Below are 21,814 nucleotides of genomic sequence, written 5' to 3'. Positions count from 1 at the left end.
CATCCCGGCAGGGCAATGAGGGGCGGCGCTACAGGATCGCGCTAAGCCCGTTCGGCCAGCAATTCCTCACCGCGCTTTTTGCGGATCAAATTGACGAAGCGGCGGAACAGGTAATGCGAATCCTGCGGGCCGGGTGAGGCCTCGGGGTGATGCTGGACCGAGAACACCGGCCGGCCGGTCAGCGTGATGCCGCAATTCGAACCGTCGAACAGCGAGACATGGGTTTCCTCGACGCCCGATGGCAGCGAGTCGGCATCCACGGCAAAGCCGTGGTTCATCGAGACGATCTCGACCTTGCCGGTGGTGTGGTCCTTGACCGGATGGTTGGCGCCGTGATGGCCCTGGTGCATCTTGGCGGTCTTGCCGCCCAGCGCCAGCGCCAGCATCTGGTGGCCAAGGCAGATGCCGAACACCGGGATGTCGGTCTTCAGCAGATCCCGGATGACCGGAACGGCATAGTCGCCGGTGGCTTCCGGGTCGCCGGGGCCGTTGGAGAGAAAAATGCCGTCCGGCTGCATGGCGAGGATTTCCTCGGCGCCGGACTTGGCCGGCACCACGGTGACCTTGGCGCCGAGGCCGGCGAGCAGGCGCAAGATGTTGCGTTTGACGCCGTAGTCGATGGCGACGACGTGCATTGTCGGTTCGATCTGTTCGCCAAAGCCTTCGTTCCACACCCAGGGCGTCTCGCGCCAGACCGAGGACTGGCCCGAGGTGACCTCCTTGGCGAGATCCAGCCCGATCAGGCCCGACCATGCGGCGGCGCGGCGCTTCAGATCGTCGATGTCGAACACGCCATCGGGCGCATGCGCGATGACGGCGTTGGGCATGCCCTTTTCACGGATCAGCGCGGTGAGCGCACGGGTGTCGATGCCCGACAAAGCGACGATGCCGCGCTTCTTCAGCCACTGGTCGAGACCAGTGCCGGCACGGTAGTTGGACGGGTTGGTGACATCGGCCTTGAACACGGCGCCGACGGCGCCGGCGCGGGCGAGCGGATTGAGATCCTCGATGTCCTCGTCATTGGTGCCGATGTTGCCGATATGCGGGAAGGTGAAGGTGACGATCTGGCCGGCATAGGACGGATCGGTGAGGATTTCCTGATAGCCGGTCAGCGCCGTGTTGAAGCAGACTTCGGCGACAGCGGAGCCGGTGGCGCCGAGACCGCGACCTTCGATGACGGTGCCGTCGGCCAGCACCAGAAGGGCGGTCGGCTTTTCCGTGGCCCAAGCGGGGGTCAAGGCGGGCGTCATCTCGGCCATGCGGCACTCCTGTCAGGCCGCGCGCTGCAACCGGCCCGGCGGGCCATCTGCGCGGCAAACGGCGCGAAGCGGCGATTTCGCGGCTTCCACGCAGTCAAATTTCCGTTCATGCAAGGCCCAGTACATAGGGGAAGGGGGCAGGGCGGTCAATGATCATGCGAAATGCCGCCATATTTTATTTCGCCTAGCAAAATCAGTGGCTTGCCTCGGCACATCAGAGTTTGCCTTGGCTCGCCCGCGGCGCTATTGTCCGCGCCGATCGAAGGAGAATGCACCATGCGCGGCAAAATCGCCGAATCCCTGAAGAGCGCGATGAAGGCGCAGGACAAGCACCGGCTGCCGACATTGCGGCTGATCCAGGCCGCCATTCACGACCGCGACATTGCCAATCGCGGGTCAGGCAAGGAGCCGGCCAGCGACGAGGAGATCCTGCAGATCCTGGCCAAGATGGTGAAGCAGCGCGAGGAATCGGCCAAAGCCTTCGATGACGGCAAGCGGCCGGAACTGGCCGCGCAGGAGCGCGGCGAGATGGAGATCATCCGCACCTTCCTGCCGACGCAGCTGGATGATACGGCGGTAACTGCTGCGGCGCGCGAGGCGATCGCCGCGACCGGTGCGGCCAGCCAGAAGGACATGGGCAAGGTGATTGCCGCGCTGAAACAGAAATATGCCGGTCAGATGGATTTCGGCAAGGCGAGCGGCATCGTCAAGGGTCTGCTGCAGTAGGGTGCTGCTCATCTCGTCGCTTGGGTGGCCGACCGGGCGGAATCCAGATCCGTCCGGAATCCAAGTCGAGGAATTGGAACCCGGATAGCGCCGAGATGTTTATCCGTCATGCAACTGGAGAGATGCCATGACTGAGAACGAAACCCGCTATGAAACCGGTGCGACGAAATATCCGGCAAAGACCGGTGCCGACGCTTCCGATGAATTCTCCCAGGATGCGGCCGCCAACGAGAAGCCTGCCGGCGGAATAGGGCTCACCCGCCGGATGGGCGAAGTGGAAGACCGCACCCGCCAGTCGGAGGGACAAAACCCGCCAAGACAAGTCACGCCGAGCGCCGCAACCGAAAAGACGTCCGGGGCCGGCCCCGCTATCGCGGAGCGTTCAAAGGACGCCAAGCCTCCGAAGAGCAGCCGCCAGCCTGGAGCGTATGTCAAGGAATGATCGCTGGACGGGACCCGAGAGGTCCTGGCATTGCACGGCCGGTCATTAATGGCCGATTTCCACTTGCGCCTTTCGCGACTGGTTGGTCGGTACCTGTCCGTCGGGCCTCCTCGGGTCCAAGGCACGGCGCAATGCCGGCGCTTCCTGCTGGATATGATCCCACAGCCGGTTCGCGATCGGCCCATGCGGCCGGTCGCGGCGGCGCGCCACCACCAGTTCGTCGGTGCGGCCCGGCAGATGACGGCCGGCAACGGAGTGCAGGCGTCCGTCCTGCAGTTCTTCCTCGATCAGGAAGCGGGGCAGGTGGCCCCAGCCAAGGCCCTGCAGGATGATCTCCTTCTTCATGCCCTGGTCGGCGACGAGGCATTGCGGCGCGCCTTCGATCAGCGAATAGTTTTGTTGTGGCGAATGGCGGGCGCTGTCGCGCATGACGCATTGGGTGAGTGCCTGCATCTGGTCCGGGGTGATCGGCTGCTCGATACGCTGAGGCAGAAAGCCCGGCGCCACCACGGGAATGAAGGACACCTTGCACAAATCGACCCATTCCACCCGCGCATCGCCCTTGTCGACCCAGTGCAGGATCAGGTCGGCTTCGTCGTCGAAGAGACGCTCCCATGGGCCGCCCACCGCTTCGAAGTGCAGATGCAGGCGCGTGCCGGGCAACTGTGCGAAGAATCGCCCGAGCATGCCCAGCACCTGCGGGCGCGGGCACAGGTCGCCGATCACCACATGGATCTCGCTTTCCTCACCCATCGCCAACTGGGCGGCATGGACGCGCAAACCGTCCATCTCGCGCAGCAGCGATAGCGCTCGGCGGTGGAACGACAGCCCGGCCTCGGTCGGACGCACGCGATAGCCGCTGCGATCCAAAAGGACGAGGCCGAGCTGTCGCTCCAGCTTGGCGACGGCGGCGAACACCGCGGGGTGCGAGCGATACAGCATGGCCGCCGCAGGCTGAAAACCGCCGGTGCGGACCACCGCATCGAAGCATTGCAGATCGTGCAGGGTGAATTCGGCCATGTCAATTTTTGTTACAGAGCTTGTCTTATCTTTGTAATATCAACAAAATCGCTCCACGGCTAGGCTCTGTCTCGTTCAACGTTCCAGAAGGAATCTTCATCATGAATGAGCTGAATTTCGTCACAACGGGCGACGGCACGCGCATCGCCTACCGCTTCGACGGCGACGCAAGCAAGCCGGTGCTGGTGCTGTCGAATTCCATCGGCACCACGCTGCACATGTGGGATGGGCAGGTCGGCGAATTGGCGAAGCATTTTCGTGTCCTGCGCTACGACTTTCGCGGCCATGGCGGATCGAGCGTTCCGGTCGGCGCCTATTCGCTGGACCGGCTTGGCCGCGACGTCATCGAGTTGCTCGATGCGCTCGACCTGCAACGCGTACATTTCCTTGGCCTGTCGCTCGGCGGGTTCGTCGCGCAGTGGCTCGGCATCCACGCGCCCGAGCGGATCGACCGGCTGATCCTGAGCAACACCTCGTCGCATCTGGCGCCGGCAAGCTATTTCGACGAGCGGATCGCTGCGGTGCGCCAGGCGCCGGACATGTCGGAAACCGCTGAGACGTTCCTGAGCAACTGGTTCCCCGCGTCGCTGGTTGCCGCCAACGAGCCTGTGGTCGAAGACTTTCGCGCCATGCTGCTGGCTATCGACCGGCAGGGCCTGGCGGGTCTGTTCGCGGCGGTTCGCGACGCGGACCTTCGCCGCACCGTGGCACTGATACCCCGGCCGACGCTGGTGATCGCCGGTCGGCACGACACGGTGACGGCAGCCAGCCACAGCGAGCTGATCGCCGCGACGGTACCCGGCGCGAAGCTGGTTGTGCTGCCTGCGGTCCATCTGTCGAACATCGAATATCCGGCGGAGTTCATCCAGGCTGTCATCGATTTCTGCGCGGAGCCGAGTGCCGCGACGGCAAAGGCATCCGGCACCAGCCCGGCGGTTGCCGAGCGTTCAAAGGACGCTGCGGTTCACAAGGGCGGGCGCCAGCCGGAGCCTGCGTCAATGTGAGCGCCGGGCCGAGCCGAGCCATCTGGCGAGAAGCTTTTCAACGCCTTTCGGAACGATCCCGTCACCTTGCCATTATCAGCACGAAGGCAGGCTCGGCCAGGCAAACGCCGTAACCGACCTTAGAGACGGTCGGCGACGCACCACTTTCGGGCGCCGACACGAACACGCCGGAGGAAAGCGATGACTGGACGCAAAACCCACGATCAACAAATTCGCATCATTGAAGAGCGGGAAAACACAAAGAACGCCGGCAAGGATTTTGATGCCGAGGCGGATCTGAAACGATCAGCGGCGGAACGCGAAGCACTGCGCAAGGGATCGGATATGAGGACCGATACACCGGACCTCGTCGATCCAGACGACCGCAACATGCTTCGCGGCAAGAATCAGGAAAGCGCCCATCACAAGAACCGTGCCGACGACTAAAGCGCGTCACGGACCAGCAACGCTCCTGGAACATTCGTCATAGATTGGAGGCAGCCCATGGCACGCGGCAGCAAGAAGCACATCGGAGCAGGTTCACAAGGAAAGGGTTCCGGCACAGGCGCCATGACCGTGACGCCAAAAGACAAGCTCGAAGAAAACAAGGTTCTGTCCAATCGCGACAAGGCACAGCATTCCAAAGAACGCGGTTTGGACTCCAGGCAGGTCGCGACCGAGCAGCATCAGGATCATGCCGCCAACCGTTTGCGGGACTGACGCCCGACAGGGGCGCCAGCCTCGGCCTGGCTGTCCGGGGAGCCGTCAGATTCGTACCATCTCTATTTGACACCGAGGCTTTCAGGCCAGAGCGCCTGGATTTCCTTCGGCAGCGCATCGCGCACCTTAGCCGATTGGCCAAGATCAACATGCCGTGCAAGAACTCGGAATACCGAGCGTGCTGCATCCTCGGGATCGACGGGGCGGATCGATTTCAATTCCTCGCCGATGTGCTGCGAGAAGTTTTCCAGGGAGCGCGTTTTGTCCGGCTCGGCTGCGGGCCGGTAGTGGTCGTAATAGGCGCCGCGCACCAGGAGCGGCAGTTCCGCCCCAAGTTTGGCCGCAAGCCCGATCTGCAGCCTGTCCCTTACGGTCCGCAGGACCGCGCCCAATATGTGCCATGCAATTCGCCGATCCGGACCATGATCGTCCATGATCTCGTCGAGCCAGATGTTGGTTGTCTGCAGCGTCCTGTCAAAGACATCCAAACCGGTAGCGCTCATCATCGCCTCCTCATCAAATTCATGTCTGGTTTCGAAACGATGCTCAGGGACAATCGTTTCGCTATCTGTCGACAAAATTGGCTCGGCCTGTGATCCGGCTCTGCCCCGGGATCCACGGTAGTGGTCTTGGTTGCGCCGGAACCCCTTCCGAAGCAGTTCGTTCCTGGGTGGGCGGCTTTGAGGAGCTGGTTGGGGGGAGCGCGTCCTGCAACGGGTTTTTTGCGATGCCTGCAAGGAAGACAAAAACCACTGAAGGCGAGAACCGACAGCAACTCCTGCAGATGATGACGACGGAGCATTTGGTGCTGGGGACCGCCAGGGCGGCGACTATTCAGGAGGCAAATCAGCGCGCAAATTTGTTCCTGACTTCGGTATCCAGCGCCACGATCGCCCTTGCTTTCGTGGCCCAGGTGACGAGGATGGGGCTTCCTTTCATGCTGTTCAGCCTGATCCTGTTGCCGTGCCTCTACTTCATTGGGCTGGTGACATTCGTCAGGGCTGTGCAGGTGGCCATCGAAGACATGGTCCACGCCCGCGGCATGGCACGCATCAGGCACTGCTACACCGAGCTCACCCCTTCGATGGCGCGCTATCTGGTTCACTCCACCCATGACAACCAAACGGCTCTGCTGGCCGATGTCGGCCTCAAGCCAAGGTCCTGGCAAGCGTTCGCCGGAACCGCAGGGATGGTGAATGTCGTCAACGGTGCCATCGCCGGTGTCTTTGCCGGCGTGATGCTCAAGGTCGTCGTTGGCTCGACGGTCAGTCTCGCCGTGACTGTCGGCATTCTAGCTTTTGCGGTGAGCAACTGGTGCCTGTGGCAACATCACAGGCGCAGTTGGGCAAGCGCGGAACACAAGCTGAAGGTGCTGTTTCCAAACGTGCCGGACAGCGACGGCAAGGCGCGGATCGGATAACCCGTTCGAGAGGGCAGGAGCATCAACTCGCGCTAGGCGGAAACCTCAAGCACGATCTTGCCACGCACATGCTCATTTTCCAGCCGTTCTTCCGCTTTGGCGACCTCTCCAAGCGGGTAGGTGGCTTGCACGAAGGGGGTGACCTTGCCGGCCTCGATGAGGCGGCCGATCTCGGCAAGATGCGCCGCATTCGGCTCGGCCAGGTAGGAGACGCCACGCGCCCGACGCAAGTTTGCCTTTTCCTGCGACGGTTGGGAAAGCGTGGAAACGAGCGTCCCGCCAGGCTTGAGCACCTCCCAGGAGCGCTCCTGCGTGTCGCCCGCGACAAGATCGAACACCAGGTCGACCGCATCGACGACCTCTTCGAAACGCTGATTCTTGTAGTCGACCGTCTGATCGGCGCCAAGCTCACGCACGAAAACGACGTCCTCGGCGGAAACGGTTGTCGCGACGAACGCGCCCGCGGCCTTGGCCAGCTGGATCGCCAGATGACCGACGCCGCCGGCGCCGCCATGGATGAGAACCCGTTGTCCGGATTTGAGGCCGCCATGATCGAAAAGGCCTTGCCATGCGGTGATGCCGGCAAGCGGCACCGCCGCGGCTTCGACATGGCTTAGACGATCCGGTTTGGCAGCCGGCTCCGTCGCCTTGACCACGACATATTCGGCATTGCCGCCCCGGTCATGACCAAGCATCGCAAACAACGGGTCGCCCTTCTTCAACGTATGCGCCCGCGTACCGCATATTTCCACCGTGCCGGATACGTCGCGCCCGAGCGTGACCGGCAGGGTCTCGCTCACCGACCCTTCGCGGGTCTTGTAGTCGATCGGATTGACGCTTGCGGCGCGGACCCTGAGCACAACCTCGTCGTCTAGCGGCTGAGGCGAGGGGACCTGATCGATCGAAAGGACCTCAGGTCCGCCAAAAGCGTGGATGCGGATTGCTTTCATGTCGGCATACCTCCTGTTGTCTGGCTTTCGGCGACGCTTTCTGCAGGGCTGTCGTCAGCGGCTGTGCAGCCGAGGTTGCGGCGGCAGGCACGCTGGCCTCCCGGGGGGCCACCGTCAGATGATTTTCCACCGTCATCGGCGACCCAGCGGGATGCCAATTTGTCGGCGGCCAATCCGTCACGATCAGGCCGCCGCAAGGACGCCCAGTCCTGCTAGGCCGTAGACTGCGTCGGCGGGTTCTGGTTCATCATCCACAGCTCGATCGCAGCCAGCACCGCGACCAGAACGCCGATTACAACATGCACGCCCATGGCTGTGGTTGCCTGGAATCCAAGCACCCAGGGAGACACGACTACCCAAAGACCCACAACGAGGTTCAGCCATTCCTCCCAGACAGCAAAGGCGAAGAGGGCGGCAACCGAAAGCACGACAATCACGATGCCGCTGCCCATGGCATTCTGGGACTGTGTCCCCGCCGCGAAGGCGAATATCCATGGAGAGAAGAAGAGAATTGCTCCGAGGACCAGATTTGCTACGTCACAGAGCTTGGCGTTTGACCATTGGTTCATGATTTTCTCCATCAAGCGTGCTCTCCACGCTTCCGAAGCTCAATCGGCGGCCTTGAAACCGTCGGTCACATGGCGGCAAGGCTACAACCAGACTTGCTGGCTTTCTAACTGGAGAGCAGGCCGTTGGTTCCAACCAATCGGCCTGGACACGGCACCGGGAACTCTCCTCGCCGGGAGCATTCAGCCACTCCCGATCCGTTCGCGACATACAACGCGGGCGGGAAAGTGCGAGGCGCAGGCGATTACCCATGTCTCGATCATAGTCGTCACCCGGAGCGCCAGTCCTCGAAGAAGACGTTCAATGTAAGCGTGATGTGTTCGCGTTCTGGCAGCCTTCTGTGCCGCTTCCTTCCTGCCGCGGGTACCCTTGGTCCGGCGGCGGCCGCCCGCGCCATGGGCGCGCGTTGTCTCTGGGGACCAACGCGCCGAGGTTACAAATGAACCTATCCCAGCCTTTGGCTACCGACATCGACGACGCGCGGGGAGTCAGACGCTGGCAAACCTCGGAGATCGGGATCGATACCGGTTCACGACGGGTTGCTGATCAATGCGCATGGTTCGCATGCCGAAGCGGACGTCACGGCTGCGTGCAAATCGGCACTGGCTGCGGCGGCGGTGCCGGATGATCCTTCCTGTATTGGGCGATGATCGGCTCGAGGGTCTTTCGCGGCCAGAATTTCGGTGTGCCGATTTCCTTCAGGCAGGACGCGTTCCAATAGGTGCCCGGCTGTGAATGGTTGGCTGCGACCGCGGCGATGTCGCGCGATTCCGGGTAGATGTAGAGCGTCGTCGGATTGTCCTTGACCATCGGGATAATCTGCTGCGCATCCGCCGGCGACCAACTGGTGCAGCCATTGCTGCGACCGCCGGCATAATCCACCAGCTTGCCGAACGGCACGAAGCCGTCATGGTCGGCATGCGAGCTGTTCGGATTTTTGCGCAGGCACAGGCCGTGCAGCACCTGGGCCGCGTGGCCGCCGATCACCCGCTGCCTGGCGTTCGCGGCTTCGCCTTCGCCGTCGAACTGGATGAAGGTGCGCTGGAAAGCCACGTCCCGTTTCGCACCAGTGCGGTAATAACCCTTGAACGAGGTTTTCGCCTCGCGGGTCATATAGGCGCCGCCGGCCGTCAACGATGAATCCATCGCATTGCCGAAGTTCCTAGCGCACCGCTTGCCATTCGAAAAATCGACGACGCCCTTCAGATTCCGCCCGCTGCCATGACCCGACGAAATCGCGCGGAAGGACTCGCTGGCCTCGCAGATGACGTAGTAGCGGCGGCCGAGCACGCCATTGCCCAGATCGCTGGGGCGTGTCGCATCCAAGGCGAAGTAGCAGGGGTTCTTGACGGCCCCTTGGGCGACCTTCTTCCGATAAAGCGCGCGGGCTCGTTCGAGGACAATCTGTGAGATCTGGCCGTCGCTGTTGCCGACATGAGCCTGCAGCCAGGCCGGAACGTCAGATGATGCGGCAAAGGATCGAGCCGACACCGTCACGGCGATGACGGCGACGAAAAAGCTGGCGACGACGCCCAGACAAACAGATCTCAACCGCACGGATCAATTCTCCTGTCGAAGCGAATGGCTATTTCTTGCGGTATTGCCGCGAGAATCGATCATAGATGGCCTCGCATTATCAGGCGAAACACATCTTGTTTAGCGTACCCGCATGAAGATCCGTAAAGCAGGTCGATGCATGCAAACGCCTACGCCGACATGCTGGCTCCAGGCTTGCGGCGGACGTCTTCGCATCCTTGAAGCAGGGCAACAAACTCGGGTTGGCGGGTTTCTTCGAGCTCGTCGGCGCGTTGGCTGACGGAGCATCAAACGAAAAACCCGCCTGTGCGGCGGGCCATTGGCGCAAATCAGCACCATGGACAAATATGTACCATAGCTGAGTGCAGGGAGTCAAGAAAAAATTCCTATCGCGAAAAGCCGCGGGTTCGGAACCTATTCTCTAGAGGTCCGCGATTTTCGATACGCAGGCATTGAGCTATCATCTGATTCTGGCGTGGCCCACGCCCCCTCCCTCCGCCGGGAAAGCATCATCCATGCAGGGCTCTCTCATCACCGAACCAACTGTTCGAGCGCTTGGCATAAGGAGGGGTTGCGAAAACGGCTCGCACCAGGAGGTTTGTCATGAAACTGTCCGCGCCCGTCTATCATCTGAAGCGTCAAGCCAGGCTTTTGTCCCGCGAGGCCAAAATTCCGCTCCACGAAGCGCTTGATCGCGTTGCAGTACGGGAAGGCTTCGCCAGTTGGAGCCTGCTTGCGGCCAAGGCAGCCGGGGCGGCGCCTGCCGGCACACTGTTTGCGCAACTTGCGCCCGGCGATCTGGTCCTGGTCGGTGCACGACCCGGCCACGGCAAGACGCTGATGAGTCTCGAACTGGCAATCGAAGCCATGAAGTCCGGCAGTCGGGGCGTGTTCTTCACGCTGGAGTATACGCAGCGGGATGTGCTCGACCGGTTTCGAGCCATCGGGGCAGACCCGGTGCAGTTCAACGACCGGTTCGTGTTCGACAATTCCGACGCCATCAGCGCCGACTATATCGTCAGGGCATTGGGCTCGGCGCCGCGCGGCACGCTGGTGGTGATCGACTATCTGCAACTGCTCGACCAGAAGCGGCAAAATCCGGAGCTGATGGCGCAGGTTCGCACGCTGAAGGCGTTTGCCGGCGACAGGGGATTGATCCTCGTCTTCATCTCGCAGATCGACCGGTCCTACGACCCGGCGCAGAAGCCGGTTCCCGATATCGGCGATGTGCGGTTGCCGAACCCTCTGGATCTGTCGCTGTTCAACAAGACCTGCTTCCTGAACAAGGGCGAAATCCGAATCCACGCGGCAGGCTGACGATCCGGTCAGCCAAGCCTTCATTGAGCGGCTGCCGGCAGATTCACGGGCTGCGCAAGCAATGCCGAGCCGTGCTGCGCCCGCAACGTATCGGCCGCCTGGCGAACCACTTCGGATATAAGCAGCAGCTGTTTGGCGATCGGACTTGTCTTGCGCCAGATCATGCCGATCGTCCGCGACGGTTGGGGGTTGGCAAAGTGGGCGACAGACACCGCCGCCGAGCGCGTCTCCACCGGCACGGCCATTTCGGGAATCAAGGTGACGCCGACACCGGCGCCGACCATTTGCACCAGGGTCGACAGCGAGCTGCCGTCCAGCAACTCCCTTGGCCGCGCCGAATGCATGTTGCAGAACGACAGCGCCTGGTCGCGAAAACAATGGCCTTCCTCCAGCAGAAGCAGCCGCATCTCGCGCAGCATTTCGCGGTTGGGGACCGGCTTTCCCTCGTCCTCGCCGGGCCGGACCAGCACGAAGTTCTCGGCAAACAGCACGATTTCCGTCAGCGAGGGTTCCGACACCGGCAAGGCGACGATGGCCGCGTCGAGCCGGCCGTCGGCCAGTTCCTGGATCAGCTTCTGCGTTTGCGTTTCGCGCACGTGGATATCGAGCCCGTCATGCATGCGGGCGAGGTTGCCGATGATGGCAGGCAGAAGGTAGGGTGCGATCGTCGGGATCACGCCGATGCGCAACCGTCCCACCAGCCGGTCGCGCGAGGCGCGGGCCAGATCCGTCAGCTCATCCACCGAGCGCAGGATGTCGCGGACGCGCAAGGCGAATTCCTCGCCGAAATTGGTCAGCCGGACCTGGCGTGGGCCTCTTTGGAAAAGCTCCGTGCCCAGCGTTTCCTCCAACTCCCGGATCTGCACCGAGATGGCGGGCTGCGAGATCGAGCAGGCATCGGCGGCGCGGCCGAAATGATTGTGCCGGGCCAGCGCCTCGAAATAACGCAGCTGCTTCAGCGTCAGGTTTGTCATAATGTCATCTTATCGCTGCAATCAGGAAATCCAACTTAAATTAATCAAGCGGCTTTGCTATAGGAGTCGTAACGAAGATGAGGAGCAGCCGGGACCGCCTGGTGAGGCGCATGCCCGCAGCAACAGGACATCCAACATATTCGGTCGCGTATCGGGCTCAGGTCATCGCGCCAGCCATGAAACGGACCGCCTACAGGGACATTTTTGTGTCCCTGTTCACGCAGCAGTTGAACAGCTCAACACAGCCACGATCGGAGAGAAGAACATGGACGCACAGACCGATGATCCCAGTGCCGGCAAATGCCCCGTTGCGCACGGATCCTCCAGCAGGACGAACCGTGACTGGTGGCCGAACCAACTGGACCTTGGCGTTCTGCATCAGCAGTCGAACCTTTCGGACCCGATGGGCGAAGAGTTCGACTATGCCGAGGAATTCAAGTCGCTCGATCTCGATGCGGTGATCAAGGACCTGCACCAGGTGATGACGGATTCGCAGGATTGGTGGCCGGCCGACTTCGGCCATTACGGGCCGCTGTTCATCCGCATGGCCTGGCACAGTGCCGGCACCTACCGCATCGGCGACGGCCGTGGCGGCGCCGGGGCCGGCCAGCAGCGTTTTGCTCCGCTCAACAGCTGGCCGGACAATGCCAATCTCGACAAGGCGCGCCGGCTGCTGTGGCCGGTCAAGCAGAAATATGGGCGCAAGATCTCCTGGGCCGACCTGCTGATCCTCACCGGCAACGTCGCGCTGGAATCGATGGGCTTCAAGACCTTCGGTTTTGCTGGCGGCCGCGCCGACGTCTGGGAACCCGAACAGGACGTCGATTGGGGTTCGGAAACCAAGTGGCTCGACGACAAGCGCTACTCCGGCGACCGCGAACTCCAGGGCCATCTCGGCGCCGTCCAGATGGGTCTGATCTATGTCAATCCGGAAGGGCCGAACGGTAAGCCGGATCCGCTGGCCTCGGCACGCGATATTCGCGAGACGTTCGGCCGCATGGCCATGAACGACGAGGAGACCGTGGCGCTGATCGCCGGCGGCCACACCTTCGGCAAAACCCACGGCGCCGGCGATGCCTCGCTTGTGGGTGCGGAGCCGGAAGGCGCCGGCATCGAGGCGCAGGGCCTCGGCTGGTCGAGCAAGCATGCCACGGGCATCGCCGGCGATGCCATCACCTCGGGCCTCGAGGTGACCTGGACCACGACGCCGACCAAGTGGAGCAACAACTTCTTCGACAATCTGTTCAACTTCGAATGGGAGCTGACCACGAGCCCTGCGGGCGCCCATCAGTGGACGCCGAAGGGCGGCGCCGGTGCCGGCACCGTGCCGGATGCCCACGATCCGTCCAAGCGCCGCGCGCCTGCCATGCTGACGACCGATCTCGCGCTGCGGGTCGATCCGGCCTACGAGAAGATCTCGCGGCGCTTCCATGAGCATCCGGACCAGTTCGCCGACGCCTTTGCCCGCGCATGGTTCAAGCTGACCCATCGCGACATGGGTCCGGTCGTTCGCTATCTCGGCCCGCTCGTGCCCAAGGAAGAACTGATCTGGCAGGATCCGATCCCCGCGGTCGACCACGAACTGGTCAGCGAGCAGGACATTGCGTCGCTGAAGGCGAAGATCCTGGCATCGGGCCTGTCGGTTTCCGAATTGGTCTCGACGGCGTGGGCCTCGGCCTCGACGTTCCGCAATTCCGACAAGCGCGGTGGTGCCAATGGTGCACGTATCCGGCTGGCGCCGCAGAAGGATTGGGAGGTCAACCAGCCGGCGGAACTGTCGAAGGTGCTGGCCAGGCTGGAAGCCATCCAGAAGGAGTTCAACGCGGCACAGACCGGCGGGAAAAAGATCTCGCTGGCCGACCTCATCGTTCTCGGCGGTGTCGCCGCTGTCGAGAAGGCGGCGAAGGATGGCGGCCACGAGGCCAAGGTGCCGTTCACGCCGGGTCGCATGGATGCTTCGCAGGAACAGACGGATGTCCATTCCTTTGCCGCGCTCGAGCCGAAAGTCGATGGCTTCCGCAACTATGTCAGGGGCAAGCAGCCGATGTCGGTCGAAGCCATGCTGGTCGACCGGGCGCAATTGCTGTCGCTGACCGCACCCGAAATGACGGTGCTGGTCGGCGGTCTTCGTGTGCTCGGCGCCAACACGGCCAACTCGAAGCACGGCGTGTTCACCGACCGGCCGGGTACGTTGACCAACGACTTCTTCGTCAACCTGCTCAGCATGAACACGGTCTGGGATCCGGCCGCCGGCTCCGACGAAGTCTACGAGGCGCGTGACCGCAACACCAAGGCGGTCAAGTGGACCGGCACCCGTGCCGACCTGATCTTCGGCTCGCACGCCCAATTGCGCGCGCTTGCCGAGGTCTACGGGTCGGCGGACGCCAAGGCGAAATTCACCAGGGATTTCGTTGCGGCATGGACCAAGGTGATGAACGCCGACCGCTTCGACATCGCCTGAGATCGCTAAAGGTGCTCCGGCGCGGCCGCGCCGGATCGCCGGTCCTCCCAAGGACACAACGCCAGGGCCGCGTTTCCAGTGATGGGAGCGCGGCCTTTGTCGTATGGGGCCGCGCTTTGGTGGACCGTGCCTCCCTGGTCAAGCATGCTATTTTGTGGGCATCGCGTCTGCACCGGTGCACCATGATCGAAATCGTCAAACCCGCGTTCGAACATCTGCCGTCCTACAAGGCGGCACTCGAACGCGGCTGGTCGCCGGACAATGTGCGATTGCTGGAAGCGACGCGCGAGCAGCTTGCGGCAATCGAAAGGGATCCCGTGGCTTTTCTCGCCGACCTCGATGATCCCCAGGCCAGGGGCGGTCCGATCACCTTGCCCGACGGCAAAAAAGTGCCGCGCCTGCCGGGCTTCCGCCGCTGGATCTGGGACGGCGAGGCGTCGGGCTCGATCGGCTTTCGCTGGCAGAAGGGCACGTCGGACCTGCCGCCGCATGTGCTCGGCCATATCGGCTATGCGGTGGTGCCGTGGAAGCGGCGGCGCGGCTACGCTACACAGGCGCTGCGCCTGATGCTGGAGGAGGCGAGGGCGGTCGGCCTGGCTCACGTCGAGATCACCGCCAAACCGGGCAATCCGGCCTCGCACAAGGTGATCCTGGCCAATAGCGGCAAGCTCGTCGAACGCTTTTTCGAGGACGCCGCCTATGGCGGAGCGGAAAGCTTGCGGTTCCGGATCGAGCTGTAGGATGTATCTCAACCATGCTCATCGGCGCACAGCGCATGATCCGATAGCGCGCGGATGACGTAGCAGTCGCCGACCGTCTGGCCATTGCAGCACGTGGCGATGCGTTCGAGCTCGGCCTCGAGCCGCTTCAACTGGGCAATCTTTTCCCGCACCGAGATCAGTTGCTCCTCGGCGATCTTGTCGGCGTGGCCGCAGGGTTGCTCGGGGTGGCCGCTCAAATCGATCAGAGAGCGGATGTCCTCGACGGCGAAACCGAGATCGCGGGCGTGGCGGATGAAGGCCAACCGCTCCAGCTCCTGCCTGGAATAGCGGCGCTGGTTGCCTTCCGAGCGCTCGGGTGCGGCAACAAGGCCCATCTGCTCGTAGTAGCGGATGGTCGGCACCTTGACCCCGGTGCGGCGCGAGAGATCACCAATCGAAAACATGAATTGCCTCTTGAAGCTCTAGTGACTAGAGCAATTACAGTGCCTGACATCAGCGTTCAAGACCATGCGGCGACGCCGCGCGGGCAAGACAGACAGGTGATGTGATGACGGCGCCCCTCGACCAGGTAAAAATAAGGCAGACGCGGTTCAAGATCGGCGGCATGGATTGCGCCTCTTGCGCAACCAAGATCGATACGGCGGTGCGTCGCCTAGACGGCGTCGCCGATGTCTCGGTTTCGGTGACCGGTGCCAGCATGACGGTCAGCCATGGCGGCGCGTTGCCGGAAGGCAGGGTGCTGCAGCAGGTTGCTCGGCTCGGCTACGGCATCGTCAGGGCCGAGGCACATGTATCGCCGATGTTAGACAAGGCGCACGCCGATTACGTGCACAATGACCATGAAGGCCACGATCATGCGATCCACGATCCCGATCCCGATCATGGCCATTCCGAGACGGGGCAGGCGTGGTGGCGTTCCCGCCGGGCGGTGCTGACGCTCGCCTGCGCGGCAGCGCTTCTCGCCGCATACGGCATCGGCCATCTGTTCCCGGTGGCGGAACGCGGGGTGTTCCTGGCCGCGCTGTTGGTCGGCCTGGTGCCGATCGCACGGCGCGCGCTGATGGCGGCATTGGCCGGCACGCCGTTTTCGATCGAGATGCTGATGACCATCGCGGCGATAGGCGCCGTGATGATCGGTGCCACTGAAGAGGCCGCCGCCGTGGTGGTGCTCTTCCTGATCGGCGAGCTTCTGGAGGGTGTCGCCGCCGGCCGGGCGCGGGCGAGCATCCAGGGACTTGCCGATCTGGTGCCGAAGACGGGCTTGGTCGAGCGCGCAGGCGGCACATCGGAGTGTCCCGCCGAAGACCTTGCGGTCGGCGACATCATCCTGGTGCGGCCGGGCGACCGCATCCCGGCCGATGGCGAGATCATCGAGGGCGCGAGCGAAATCGACGAGGCGCCGGTGACCGGCGAGAGCACGCCCAAGCGCAAGGGCGTCGCTGACGCCGTCTTTGCCGGCACGATCAGCATCGACGGCGTGCTCAAGGTGCGGGTGACGGCGGCCGCTTCCGACAACACCATCGCCCGAATCGTGCGGCTGGTGGAGGAGGCGCATGAGGCCAAGGCGCCGACCGAGCGCTTCATCGACCGCTTCTCGCGCACCTACACGCCGGCGGTGCTGGCGGTCGGTGCGCTGGTGGCATTGTTGCCGCCGCTGCTTGCCGGCGGCGACTGGAACGAATGGATCTACAAGGGCCTTGCGATCCTGCTGATCGGCTGCCCCTGCGCGCTGGTCATCTCGACCCCGGCGGCGATCGCCGCGGGCCTGGCGACCGGCGCGCGGCGTGGCCTGTTGATGAAAGGCGGTGCGGTGCTGGAAGGCTTTCGCCGGCTCACGGCGGTCACCTTCGACAAGACCGGTACGCTGACCGCAGGCAAGCCTGTCGTCACCGACATCGTGGCGTATGGAAGGGATGAACGCACCGTGCTGGCGCTGGCGGCAGCACTGGAGCAGGGCTCCAGCCATCCGTTGGCGATGGCGATCCTGGACCGGGCCAAGGCCGACAAGGCGCCGGTGCCGCCGGCTCTCGCGGCGAAGGCAATCTCGGGCAAGGGTGTCGAGGGCAGCGTTGGCGGCGTCGCCGTCTTCCTCGGCTCCGGCCAGGCGGCGGGCGAACGCGCCGACATGACGCAAGCGCAGCGCCTCGTCGTCGACAGCTTCAACGGCCAGGGCAAGACGGTGTCAGTGCTCGTCGCCGATGGCGTGGTGGCCGGGCTGATTGCCATGCGCGACGAGCCGCGGCCGGATGCTGCGGCCGGGATCGCGGCGCTGAAGGCCGAGAGCATCCGCGCAGTGATGCTGACCGGCGACAACCGCCGCACGGCGCAAGCCATCGCCGCTTCGCTCGGCATCGAGGCGCGGGCGGAGCTGTTGCCCCAGGACAAGCAGCGCATCGTCGGCGAATTGCAGCGCGAGGGTTTCAAGGTCGCCAAGGTCGGCGACGGCATCAACGACGCGCCGGCGCTCGCGGCCGCCGATATCGGCATTGCCATGGGCGGCGGCACCGACGTGGCGCTGGAGACCGCGGACGCGGCGATCCTGCACGGCCGCGTCATGGACATCGCGCGTATGGTGAAACTGTCGCGGGCGGTGATGGCCAATATCGGCCAGAACATCACCGTGGCGCTGGGGCTGAAGGCGGTGTTCCTGGTCACCACCATTTTGGGCATCACCGGCCTGTGGCCGGCGATCCTGGCCGATACCGGCGCGACCGTGCTGGTCACCGCCAACGCCATGCGCCTGCTGCGCTGGCGCGGGTGAAGTGTTTTTGGTTGATCGCGATCTTTTCGGAAAACCGGCGTCCACTTTTCCGGATCGTGATCTACTCGGCTGGGGCTGTCAGCGGCGGCGTGGCGTTGCTGCGCCCTTCCCAGACATAAGAGGCGAGCGCCACTGCCACGGCAACCAGCATGGCGATGGCGCCCAGCAGCGGCAGGCTGCGGTAGCCATAGCCGCTGTTCAGCATCGCGGCGCCCAACGAAGCGGCCAGCGCGATGCCGACATTGAAGCCGGAGGGAATGAGCGACGAGGCAAGGTTCGAGGCGTCCGCGGTCCAGGCCAGGATGCGGGTCTGGATCGGCGTGCCGATGGCGAAGTTGAGACCGCCCCAGATGACGATCGCCACAACCATCGGCAGGGGATAGGGGCTGACGGCATAGATCACGCCAAGCGTCACCGCCTGCAGGGCCTGCATGGTGATCAATGACGGCATCAGCTTCCAGTCGGAGAGCTTGCCGCCGAGGAAGACTCCAAGGGTTGCGCCGACGCCGTTGAGCAGCAGCACCCACGGCACCAGGTTCTCGTCGAGACCGGTGACTTCGAGCAGTGTCGGCGTGATGTAGGTGAACAGGCCGAACTGGCCGATCATCAGCATCAGCATCAGGATCAGCGATGTCCAGACCTGCTGGCGGGCCAGCACGCGGACCTCGCGGGCGAAACCGGCGGGCTTGGCCGATGAGCCGGTGGTGCGCGGCAAAAGGGCTGCCATGGCAAGCGTTGCCGCGACACCCAGCGCGCACATCACCCAGAAAGTCGCACGCCAGCCCCAGATGTTGCCGATCGCGGTGCCGGCCGGCACGCCGATGACGTTGGAGACGGTGAGGCCGGACAGGATGACGGCGACAGCCATGCCGCGCTGGTCCTCGCGCACGAGACCGACGGCGACGACCATGGCGACGCCGAAATAGGCGCCATGCGCGACCGCCACGGCAATGCGCAACAGAAGCATCGAGGTGAAATCGGGCGCCAGCGCGCAAGCCGCCTGGCCAATGGTGAAGGCGATGGCGAGGCCGAGCAGCAAGGTCTTGCGCGACAATGACTTGGTGGCGAGCGCCAGCAGCGGGCCGCCGATGGCGATGCCGCCGGCATAGCCGGAGACGAGATAGCCGGCGGAGGGAACCGAGACGCCCAGGCCTTGCGCCACCTGCGGCAGCACGCCGGCAATGACGAATTCGGTGGTGCCGAAGGCAAAGGCGGCGATGAACAGGGCGATGAGCGGAAGCGACATGGGGAAGCCTTAGCTGGAAGCGCCTCAAACCACGGATGGGCTTTGCGGGCAATCCAGAAATTTTTGTCGCGAGTTTAGGTTTTTCTTGAATTGGATGCGAGCAGCCGCTTCCCTTCTCCCCTGGGGAGAAGGGAAAGTGGCGCTTCTCAGCTCGCCTTCAACCGCGACCCCGTCAGCAGGCCGCGCTCTTCAAGCACCGGATAGGCCATCGAGGCCAGCAGCGAATTGATCTGTTTCAGGTCGCGGATGGTGTCGAGATGGATCGAGCTGGTTTCGACGCTCTTGGCGGTGCCGTCGCGCAGCCGCACGAAATGGCTGGCGCTGGTTTCCTTTTCGCGGTCGCGCAGCCGGTCCTTTTCCAGCACCAGCTGACGGGCGGTCTCGGGATCGCGCGACACCAGAACGTTGAAGGCAAGCCGCGCATTGGCCAGAACCGAGCCATGGAAGGCGCACAACTCGGCCCAGCCCTCGTCGGTGAATTCCAGTCCGCGCTCGAACTTCTTCTTCACATGCACCAGCATGTTGCGCACGATGATGTCGCCGACCTGCTCGAGCTTGACGCAGGCGCCGATCAGTTCCTGGCAGCGCAGCGCCTCGTCCTCGGTCAGCGGGTTCCTGGTCAGTTTGGCGAGGTAGAGCTTGATCGCGGCGTGCTTGCGGTCGACGCGGTCGTCGAGTGCGGCCAGCGCCTTGATCTTGTCGGCGTCGGCACTTTCATAGAGTTCGATGATACGCTTGAGCATGATCTCGATCGTCTCGCAGACCCGCACCACCTCGCGGGTGGCATTGGCCAGCGCCTGGCTCGGCACGTCGAGCGCGCTTTCGTTGAGCGCGGACAGCTCGACGACGTCAAGCGAGGCGGCCGGCACGGGCTTGGTGCCAAGTGCGACGATCTTCTCCGAAGCGCGGTAGACGAAGCCTGCCAGCGGCAGGCCGGCGAGCAGGATCAGCACATTGAACAGGATGTGGGCATTGACGATCTGGTCCGCCGCCGTCGAACCGAGAAAGGCGAAGTGCGGCCTGAAGATCATGACCAGGATCAGCATGACCAGCGAGCCAAGCCCGCGCATCAGGAGATTGCCGATCGGCACGACGCGCACTTCGGGGCTCGACGAGCGGGTCAGCATCGGCGCGATGATCGAGGAGCCGAGGTTGACGCCAAGGATGAGAACGACGCCAAGTTCGGGCGTGATCAGGCCACGGCCTGCCAGCGTCGCCATCAACAGCACCGCCGCGATGCTCGACTGGAACAGCCAGGTGATCAGTGCCGCCAGCAGATAGGCGGTGATGGAATCGGTCGAGAAGTAGTTGATGATGACCGGCATGAGCTGGCTGTTGCGCAGGGGCTCCGATGCCTGGCCGATCATCTCCAGCGACAGGATCAGAAGGCCGATGCCGACCAGGATGCGGCCGGACTGGCGCCAGTCGCGCCGTTCGGTGGCCATGAACATGACCGTGCCGGTGATCAGGCACAGCGGCACCAGCAAGGTGAGGTCGAAGGTCAGCAGCTTGACCACCAGCGCCGAGCCGATCTCGGCGCCGCGCACCGCCAATTGGCCCGCGGCGCCCGAGACGATGCCAGAGCCGGCGAAGGAGCCGACCAGCAGCGTGACGGCGGTGGAGCTCTGCAGGGCGATGGCAAGGCCGGTGCCGGCCAGCACCGCCATGATCGGATTGCGCATGGTGGCGCGGAGGCGATGGCGCAGCACGTCGCCATAGGCGCGTTCAACGCCGGTCTTCACCATGCGGGTGGCAAACAGCATCAGCGCCACGGCGCCGGCCAGATGCAGAAGGACGACGGACCCGCTCATTTCGTCCCCCGCATGCAAACAGGGCGCCCGCCCTGTTTTGCGTGGCGATCAGAAGGAAAAACGAGGGAACGAATCATGTTCATGGCGGTGACTTATAATAGCTCGAATATTTTAGCCGGATAATAAAATCTTGTCGATTTCAAGGGCCGTTGCCGCGCGACAAGCGGTGTCGGAAAATGGACGGACGCGCAAATGGTTGCATCGCGGGGCGGGCGCGAAGCGGCGGATAGGCCGAGTTTGCGGTGCGACTGGCTCCTGCCTTTGCGATCATGTTCAGCTTCCTTGGGTAAATCAAGGAATCCATTACATAATTGTAATGCGTGCGTTCAGTTTCGGTTCATCGATGGGCAGCTACTGCTTCGATATCGACAACCAAGGAGACTTCTCATGAAACGCATCGTCCTTTCCGCACTCGCTTTCTCGATGCTGGCCGCCACGTCGCTCACCGGCCAGGCCGCACCGCTGAATGCGCCGAACGCGCCGCAGTCGAACTACAGCCAGGTCGACTGGCAGAAGCCCGGCCACCACAGCGATGTGAGGAAGCGTGTTTACAAGAAGAAGGTCGTCGTCGTGAAGCGCAACAACTGGCGGCATGGCCAGAAATATTCCGGCTGGAAGCGCCATCAGCCGATCCGCGACTATGGCCGCTACGGCCTGCATCGCCCCGGCCGCGGCCAGGAATGGATCCGCGTCGGCAACGACTATGTGCTGGTCGGCATCCTCTCCGGCGTCATCTTCGGCGCGCTTGCCGCGCATTAATCGGCACCTGCCGGACATTGAAAAGGGAGGCGGCCCGCTACGGCCGCCTTTCTTTTTGCCTGTGGAAACCGGGTATGGCCCGCATTAAGGGTCGTCGGATTTCGCGGGCGTGATTATATAATCGGGAAACGAGTTCCCCG

Annotated in this window: 21 protein-coding genes; 11 read left to right on the top strand and 10 right to left on the bottom strand. The window is 63.3% G+C overall.

What is annotated here, in order from left to right; genetic code table 11:
• Positions 1-41 precede the first annotated feature (41 nt).
• Positions 42-1,259, bottom strand: a complete 1,218-nt coding sequence (gene carA / locus M729_RS0115155; protein ID WP_027162078.1) for a glutamine-hydrolyzing carbamoyl-phosphate synthase small subunit — start codon at positions 1,257-1,259, stop codon at positions 42-44.
• A gap of 276 nt (positions 1,260-1,535) precedes the next feature.
• On the opposite strand from carA, the gene M729_RS0115150 reads away from it, so the two are divergent.
• Together M729_RS0115150 and M729_RS0115145 are read left to right on the top strand one after the other, a co-directional pair.
• Positions 1,536-1,985: a GatB/YqeY domain-containing protein gene (locus M729_RS0115150; protein WP_027162077.1), complete on the top strand. Its 450-nt coding sequence runs from the start codon at positions 1,536-1,538 to the stop codon at positions 1,983-1,985.
• 127 nt (positions 1,986-2,112) lie between these two features.
• Positions 2,113-2,427: a hypothetical protein gene (locus M729_RS0115145; RefSeq protein ID WP_027162076.1), complete on the top strand. Its 315-nt coding sequence runs from the start codon at positions 2,113-2,115 to the stop codon at positions 2,425-2,427.
• Between the two features lie 45 nt (positions 2,428-2,472).
• On the opposite strand, the gene M729_RS0115140 is transcribed toward M729_RS0115145, so the two are convergent.
• A complete protein-coding gene (locus M729_RS0115140) occupies positions 2,473-3,447 on the bottom strand; it encodes a LysR family transcriptional regulator (protein WP_027162075.1) in 975 nt (324 codons plus the stop codon).
• 101 nt (positions 3,448-3,548) lie between these two features.
• Here M729_RS0115140 and M729_RS0115135 point away from each other — a divergent pair, with 101 nt between their 5' ends.
• The 3 genes from M729_RS0115135 (at position 3,549) to M729_RS0115125 (ending at position 5,150) form a co-directional block, all read left to right on the top strand.
• The gene (locus M729_RS0115135; RefSeq protein ID WP_027162074.1) at positions 3,549-4,451 is read left to right on the top strand and encodes an alpha/beta fold hydrolase; all 903 of its coding nucleotides are present in this window, start codon (positions 3,549-3,551) and stop codon (positions 4,449-4,451) included.
• Positions 4,452-4,631: 180 nt separating this feature from the next.
• Positions 4,632-4,877 (top strand): hypothetical protein, encoded by a 246-nt coding sequence (locus M729_RS0115130; protein WP_027162073.1) that lies wholly within the window; start codon positions 4,632-4,634, stop codon positions 4,875-4,877.
• 57 nt (positions 4,878-4,934) lie between these two features.
• Positions 4,935-5,150: a hypothetical protein gene (locus M729_RS0115125; RefSeq protein WP_013530133.1), complete on the top strand. Its 216-nt coding sequence runs from the start codon at positions 4,935-4,937 to the stop codon at positions 5,148-5,150.
• A gap of 62 nt (positions 5,151-5,212) precedes the next feature.
• Here the strand turns inward: M729_RS0115125 and M729_RS0115120 are convergent, their stop codons facing one another.
• Complete coding sequence (locus tag M729_RS0115120; RefSeq protein ID WP_027162072.1) at positions 5,213-5,653, bottom strand: DUF2267 domain-containing protein; 441 nt, start codon at positions 5,651-5,653, stop codon at positions 5,213-5,215.
• Between the two features lie 167 nt (positions 5,654-5,820).
• On the opposite strand from M729_RS0115120, the gene M729_RS0115115 reads away from it, so the two are divergent.
• Positions 5,821-6,570 (top strand): hypothetical protein, encoded by a 750-nt coding sequence (locus M729_RS0115115; protein ID WP_245267585.1) that lies wholly within the window; start codon positions 5,821-5,823, stop codon positions 6,568-6,570.
• A 32-nt stretch (positions 6,571-6,602) separates the two neighbouring features.
• Here the strand turns inward: M729_RS0115115 and M729_RS0115110 are convergent, their stop codons facing one another.
• From M729_RS0115110 to M729_RS0115100, 3 genes are all read right to left on the bottom strand, one after another.
• The gene (locus tag M729_RS0115110; protein ID WP_027162070.1) at positions 6,603-7,520 is read right to left on the bottom strand and encodes an NADP-dependent oxidoreductase; all 918 of its coding nucleotides are present in this window, start codon (positions 7,518-7,520) and stop codon (positions 6,603-6,605) included.
• A gap of 212 nt (positions 7,521-7,732) precedes the next feature.
• On the bottom strand, positions 7,733-8,089 hold the full coding sequence (locus tag M729_RS0115105) for an SPW repeat protein (RefSeq protein WP_027162069.1): 357 nt from the start codon (positions 8,087-8,089) through the stop codon (positions 7,733-7,735).
• A gap of 577 nt (positions 8,090-8,666) precedes the next feature.
• Positions 8,667-9,644 (bottom strand): hypothetical protein, encoded by a 978-nt coding sequence (locus M729_RS0115100; protein WP_027162068.1) that lies wholly within the window; start codon positions 9,642-9,644, stop codon positions 8,667-8,669.
• Between the two features lie 582 nt (positions 9,645-10,226).
• Here M729_RS0115100 and M729_RS0115095 point away from each other — a divergent pair.
• On the top strand, positions 10,227-10,940 hold the full coding sequence (locus M729_RS0115095; protein WP_027162067.1) for a DNA helicase: 714 nt from the start codon (positions 10,227-10,229) through the stop codon (positions 10,938-10,940).
• 20 nt (positions 10,941-10,960) lie between these two features.
• Here the strand turns inward: M729_RS0115095 and M729_RS0115090 are convergent, their stop codons facing one another.
• Positions 10,961-11,914 carry a hydrogen peroxide-inducible genes activator gene (locus M729_RS0115090; RefSeq protein ID WP_027162066.1) on the bottom strand — a complete coding sequence of 318 codons (954 nt, stop codon included), beginning with the start codon at positions 11,912-11,914 and terminating at the stop codon, positions 10,961-10,963.
• A gap of 265 nt (positions 11,915-12,179) precedes the next feature.
• Between M729_RS0115090 and katG the strand changes: the two genes are divergently transcribed.
• Positions 12,180-14,375, top strand: a complete 2,196-nt coding sequence (gene katG, locus M729_RS0115085; protein WP_027162065.1) for a catalase/peroxidase HPI — start codon at positions 12,180-12,182, stop codon at positions 14,373-14,375.
• A 182-nt stretch (positions 14,376-14,557) separates the two neighbouring features.
• Positions 14,558-15,115: a GNAT family N-acetyltransferase gene (locus tag M729_RS0115080; RefSeq protein ID WP_027162064.1), complete on the top strand. Its 558-nt coding sequence runs from the start codon at positions 14,558-14,560 to the stop codon at positions 15,113-15,115.
• A gap of 8 nt (positions 15,116-15,123) precedes the next feature.
• Here M729_RS0115080 and M729_RS0115075 read toward each other — a convergent pair whose 3' ends face one another.
• The gene (locus M729_RS0115075; protein ID WP_013530143.1) at positions 15,124-15,540 is read right to left on the bottom strand and encodes a helix-turn-helix domain-containing protein; all 417 of its coding nucleotides are present in this window, start codon (positions 15,538-15,540) and stop codon (positions 15,124-15,126) included.
• 104 nt (positions 15,541-15,644) lie between these two features.
• Between M729_RS0115075 and M729_RS0115070 the strand changes: the two genes are divergently transcribed.
• Complete coding sequence (locus M729_RS0115070) at positions 15,645-17,858, top strand: heavy metal translocating P-type ATPase (protein WP_027162063.1); 2,214 nt, start codon at positions 15,645-15,647, stop codon at positions 17,856-17,858.
• Between the two features lie 61 nt (positions 17,859-17,919).
• On the opposite strand, the gene M729_RS0115065 is transcribed toward M729_RS0115070, so the two are convergent.
• Positions 17,920-19,104, bottom strand: coding sequence for an MFS transporter (locus tag M729_RS0115065; protein ID WP_027162062.1), 1,185 nt, complete (start codon positions 19,102-19,104; stop codon positions 17,920-17,922).
• Positions 19,105-19,250: 146 nt separating this feature from the next.
• Positions 19,251-20,915 (bottom strand): Na/Pi cotransporter family protein, encoded by a 1,665-nt coding sequence (locus M729_RS0115060; RefSeq protein WP_013530146.1) that lies wholly within the window; start codon positions 20,913-20,915, stop codon positions 19,251-19,253.
• A gap of 387 nt (positions 20,916-21,302) precedes the next feature.
• Here M729_RS0115060 and M729_RS0115055 point away from each other — a divergent pair, with 387 nt between their 5' ends.
• Positions 21,303-21,674, top strand: coding sequence for an RcnB family protein (locus M729_RS0115055; protein ID WP_013530147.1), 372 nt, complete (start codon positions 21,303-21,305; stop codon positions 21,672-21,674).
• Positions 21,675-21,814 lie beyond the last annotated feature (140 nt).

The sequence above is a fragment of the Mesorhizobium sp. WSM1293 genome (genome assembly GCF_000513875.1).
GTDB classification, from domain to species: Bacteria; Pseudomonadota; Alphaproteobacteria; order Rhizobiales; family Rhizobiaceae; genus Mesorhizobium; species Mesorhizobium ciceri.
Note: the sequence above shows the minus strand (reverse complement) of the source record. Positions and strands in the feature narration are given on the sequence as shown.

Coding starts and splice junctions, on each gene's coding strand:
- M729_RS0115105 (WP_027162069.1), bottom strand. CDS start 8,089: ATGAACCAATGGTCAAACGCCAAGCTCTGTGACGTAGCAAATCTGGTC.
- M729_RS0115125 (WP_013530133.1), top strand. CDS start 4,935: ATGGCACGCGGCAGCAAGAAGCACATCGGAGCAGGTTCACAAGGAAAG.
- katG (WP_027162065.1), top strand. CDS start 12,180: ATGGACGCACAGACCGATGATCCCAGTGCCGGCAAATGCCCCGTTGCG.
- M729_RS0115095 (WP_027162067.1), top strand. CDS start 10,227: ATGAAACTGTCCGCGCCCGTCTATCATCTGAAGCGTCAAGCCAGGCTT.
- M729_RS0115090 (WP_027162066.1), bottom strand. CDS start 11,914: ATGACAAACCTGACGCTGAAGCAGCTGCGTTATTTCGAGGCGCTGGCC.
- M729_RS0115145 (WP_027162076.1), top strand. CDS start 2,113: ATGACTGAGAACGAAACCCGCTATGAAACCGGTGCGACGAAATATCCG.
- M729_RS0115080 (WP_027162064.1), top strand. CDS start 14,558: ATGATCGAAATCGTCAAACCCGCGTTCGAACATCTGCCGTCCTACAAG.
- M729_RS0115120 (WP_027162072.1), bottom strand. CDS start 5,653: ATGAGCGCTACCGGTTTGGATGTCTTTGACAGGACGCTGCAGACAACC.
- M729_RS0115055 (WP_013530147.1), top strand. CDS start 21,303: ATGAAACGCATCGTCCTTTCCGCACTCGCTTTCTCGATGCTGGCCGCC.
- M729_RS0115130 (WP_027162073.1), top strand. CDS start 4,632: ATGACTGGACGCAAAACCCACGATCAACAAATTCGCATCATTGAAGAG.
- M729_RS0115150 (WP_027162077.1), top strand. CDS start 1,536: ATGCGCGGCAAAATCGCCGAATCCCTGAAGAGCGCGATGAAGGCGCAG.
- M729_RS0115135 (WP_027162074.1), top strand. CDS start 3,549: ATGAATGAGCTGAATTTCGTCACAACGGGCGACGGCACGCGCATCGCC.
- carA (WP_027162078.1), bottom strand. CDS start 1,259: ATGGCCGAGATGACGCCCGCCTTGACCCCCGCTTGGGCCACGGAAAAG.
- M729_RS0115110 (WP_027162070.1), bottom strand. CDS start 7,520: ATGAAAGCAATCCGCATCCACGCTTTTGGCGGACCTGAGGTCCTTTCG.
- M729_RS0115060 (WP_013530146.1), bottom strand. CDS start 20,915: ATGAGCGGGTCCGTCGTCCTTCTGCATCTGGCCGGCGCCGTGGCGCTG.
- M729_RS0115140 (WP_027162075.1), bottom strand. CDS start 3,447: ATGGCCGAATTCACCCTGCACGATCTGCAATGCTTCGATGCGGTGGTC.
- M729_RS0115075 (WP_013530143.1), bottom strand. CDS start 15,540: ATGTTTTCGATTGGTGATCTCTCGCGCCGCACCGGGGTCAAGGTGCCG.
- M729_RS0115065 (WP_027162062.1), bottom strand. CDS start 19,104: ATGTCGCTTCCGCTCATCGCCCTGTTCATCGCCGCCTTTGCCTTCGGC.
- M729_RS0115070 (WP_027162063.1), top strand. CDS start 15,645: ATGACGGCGCCCCTCGACCAGGTAAAAATAAGGCAGACGCGGTTCAAG.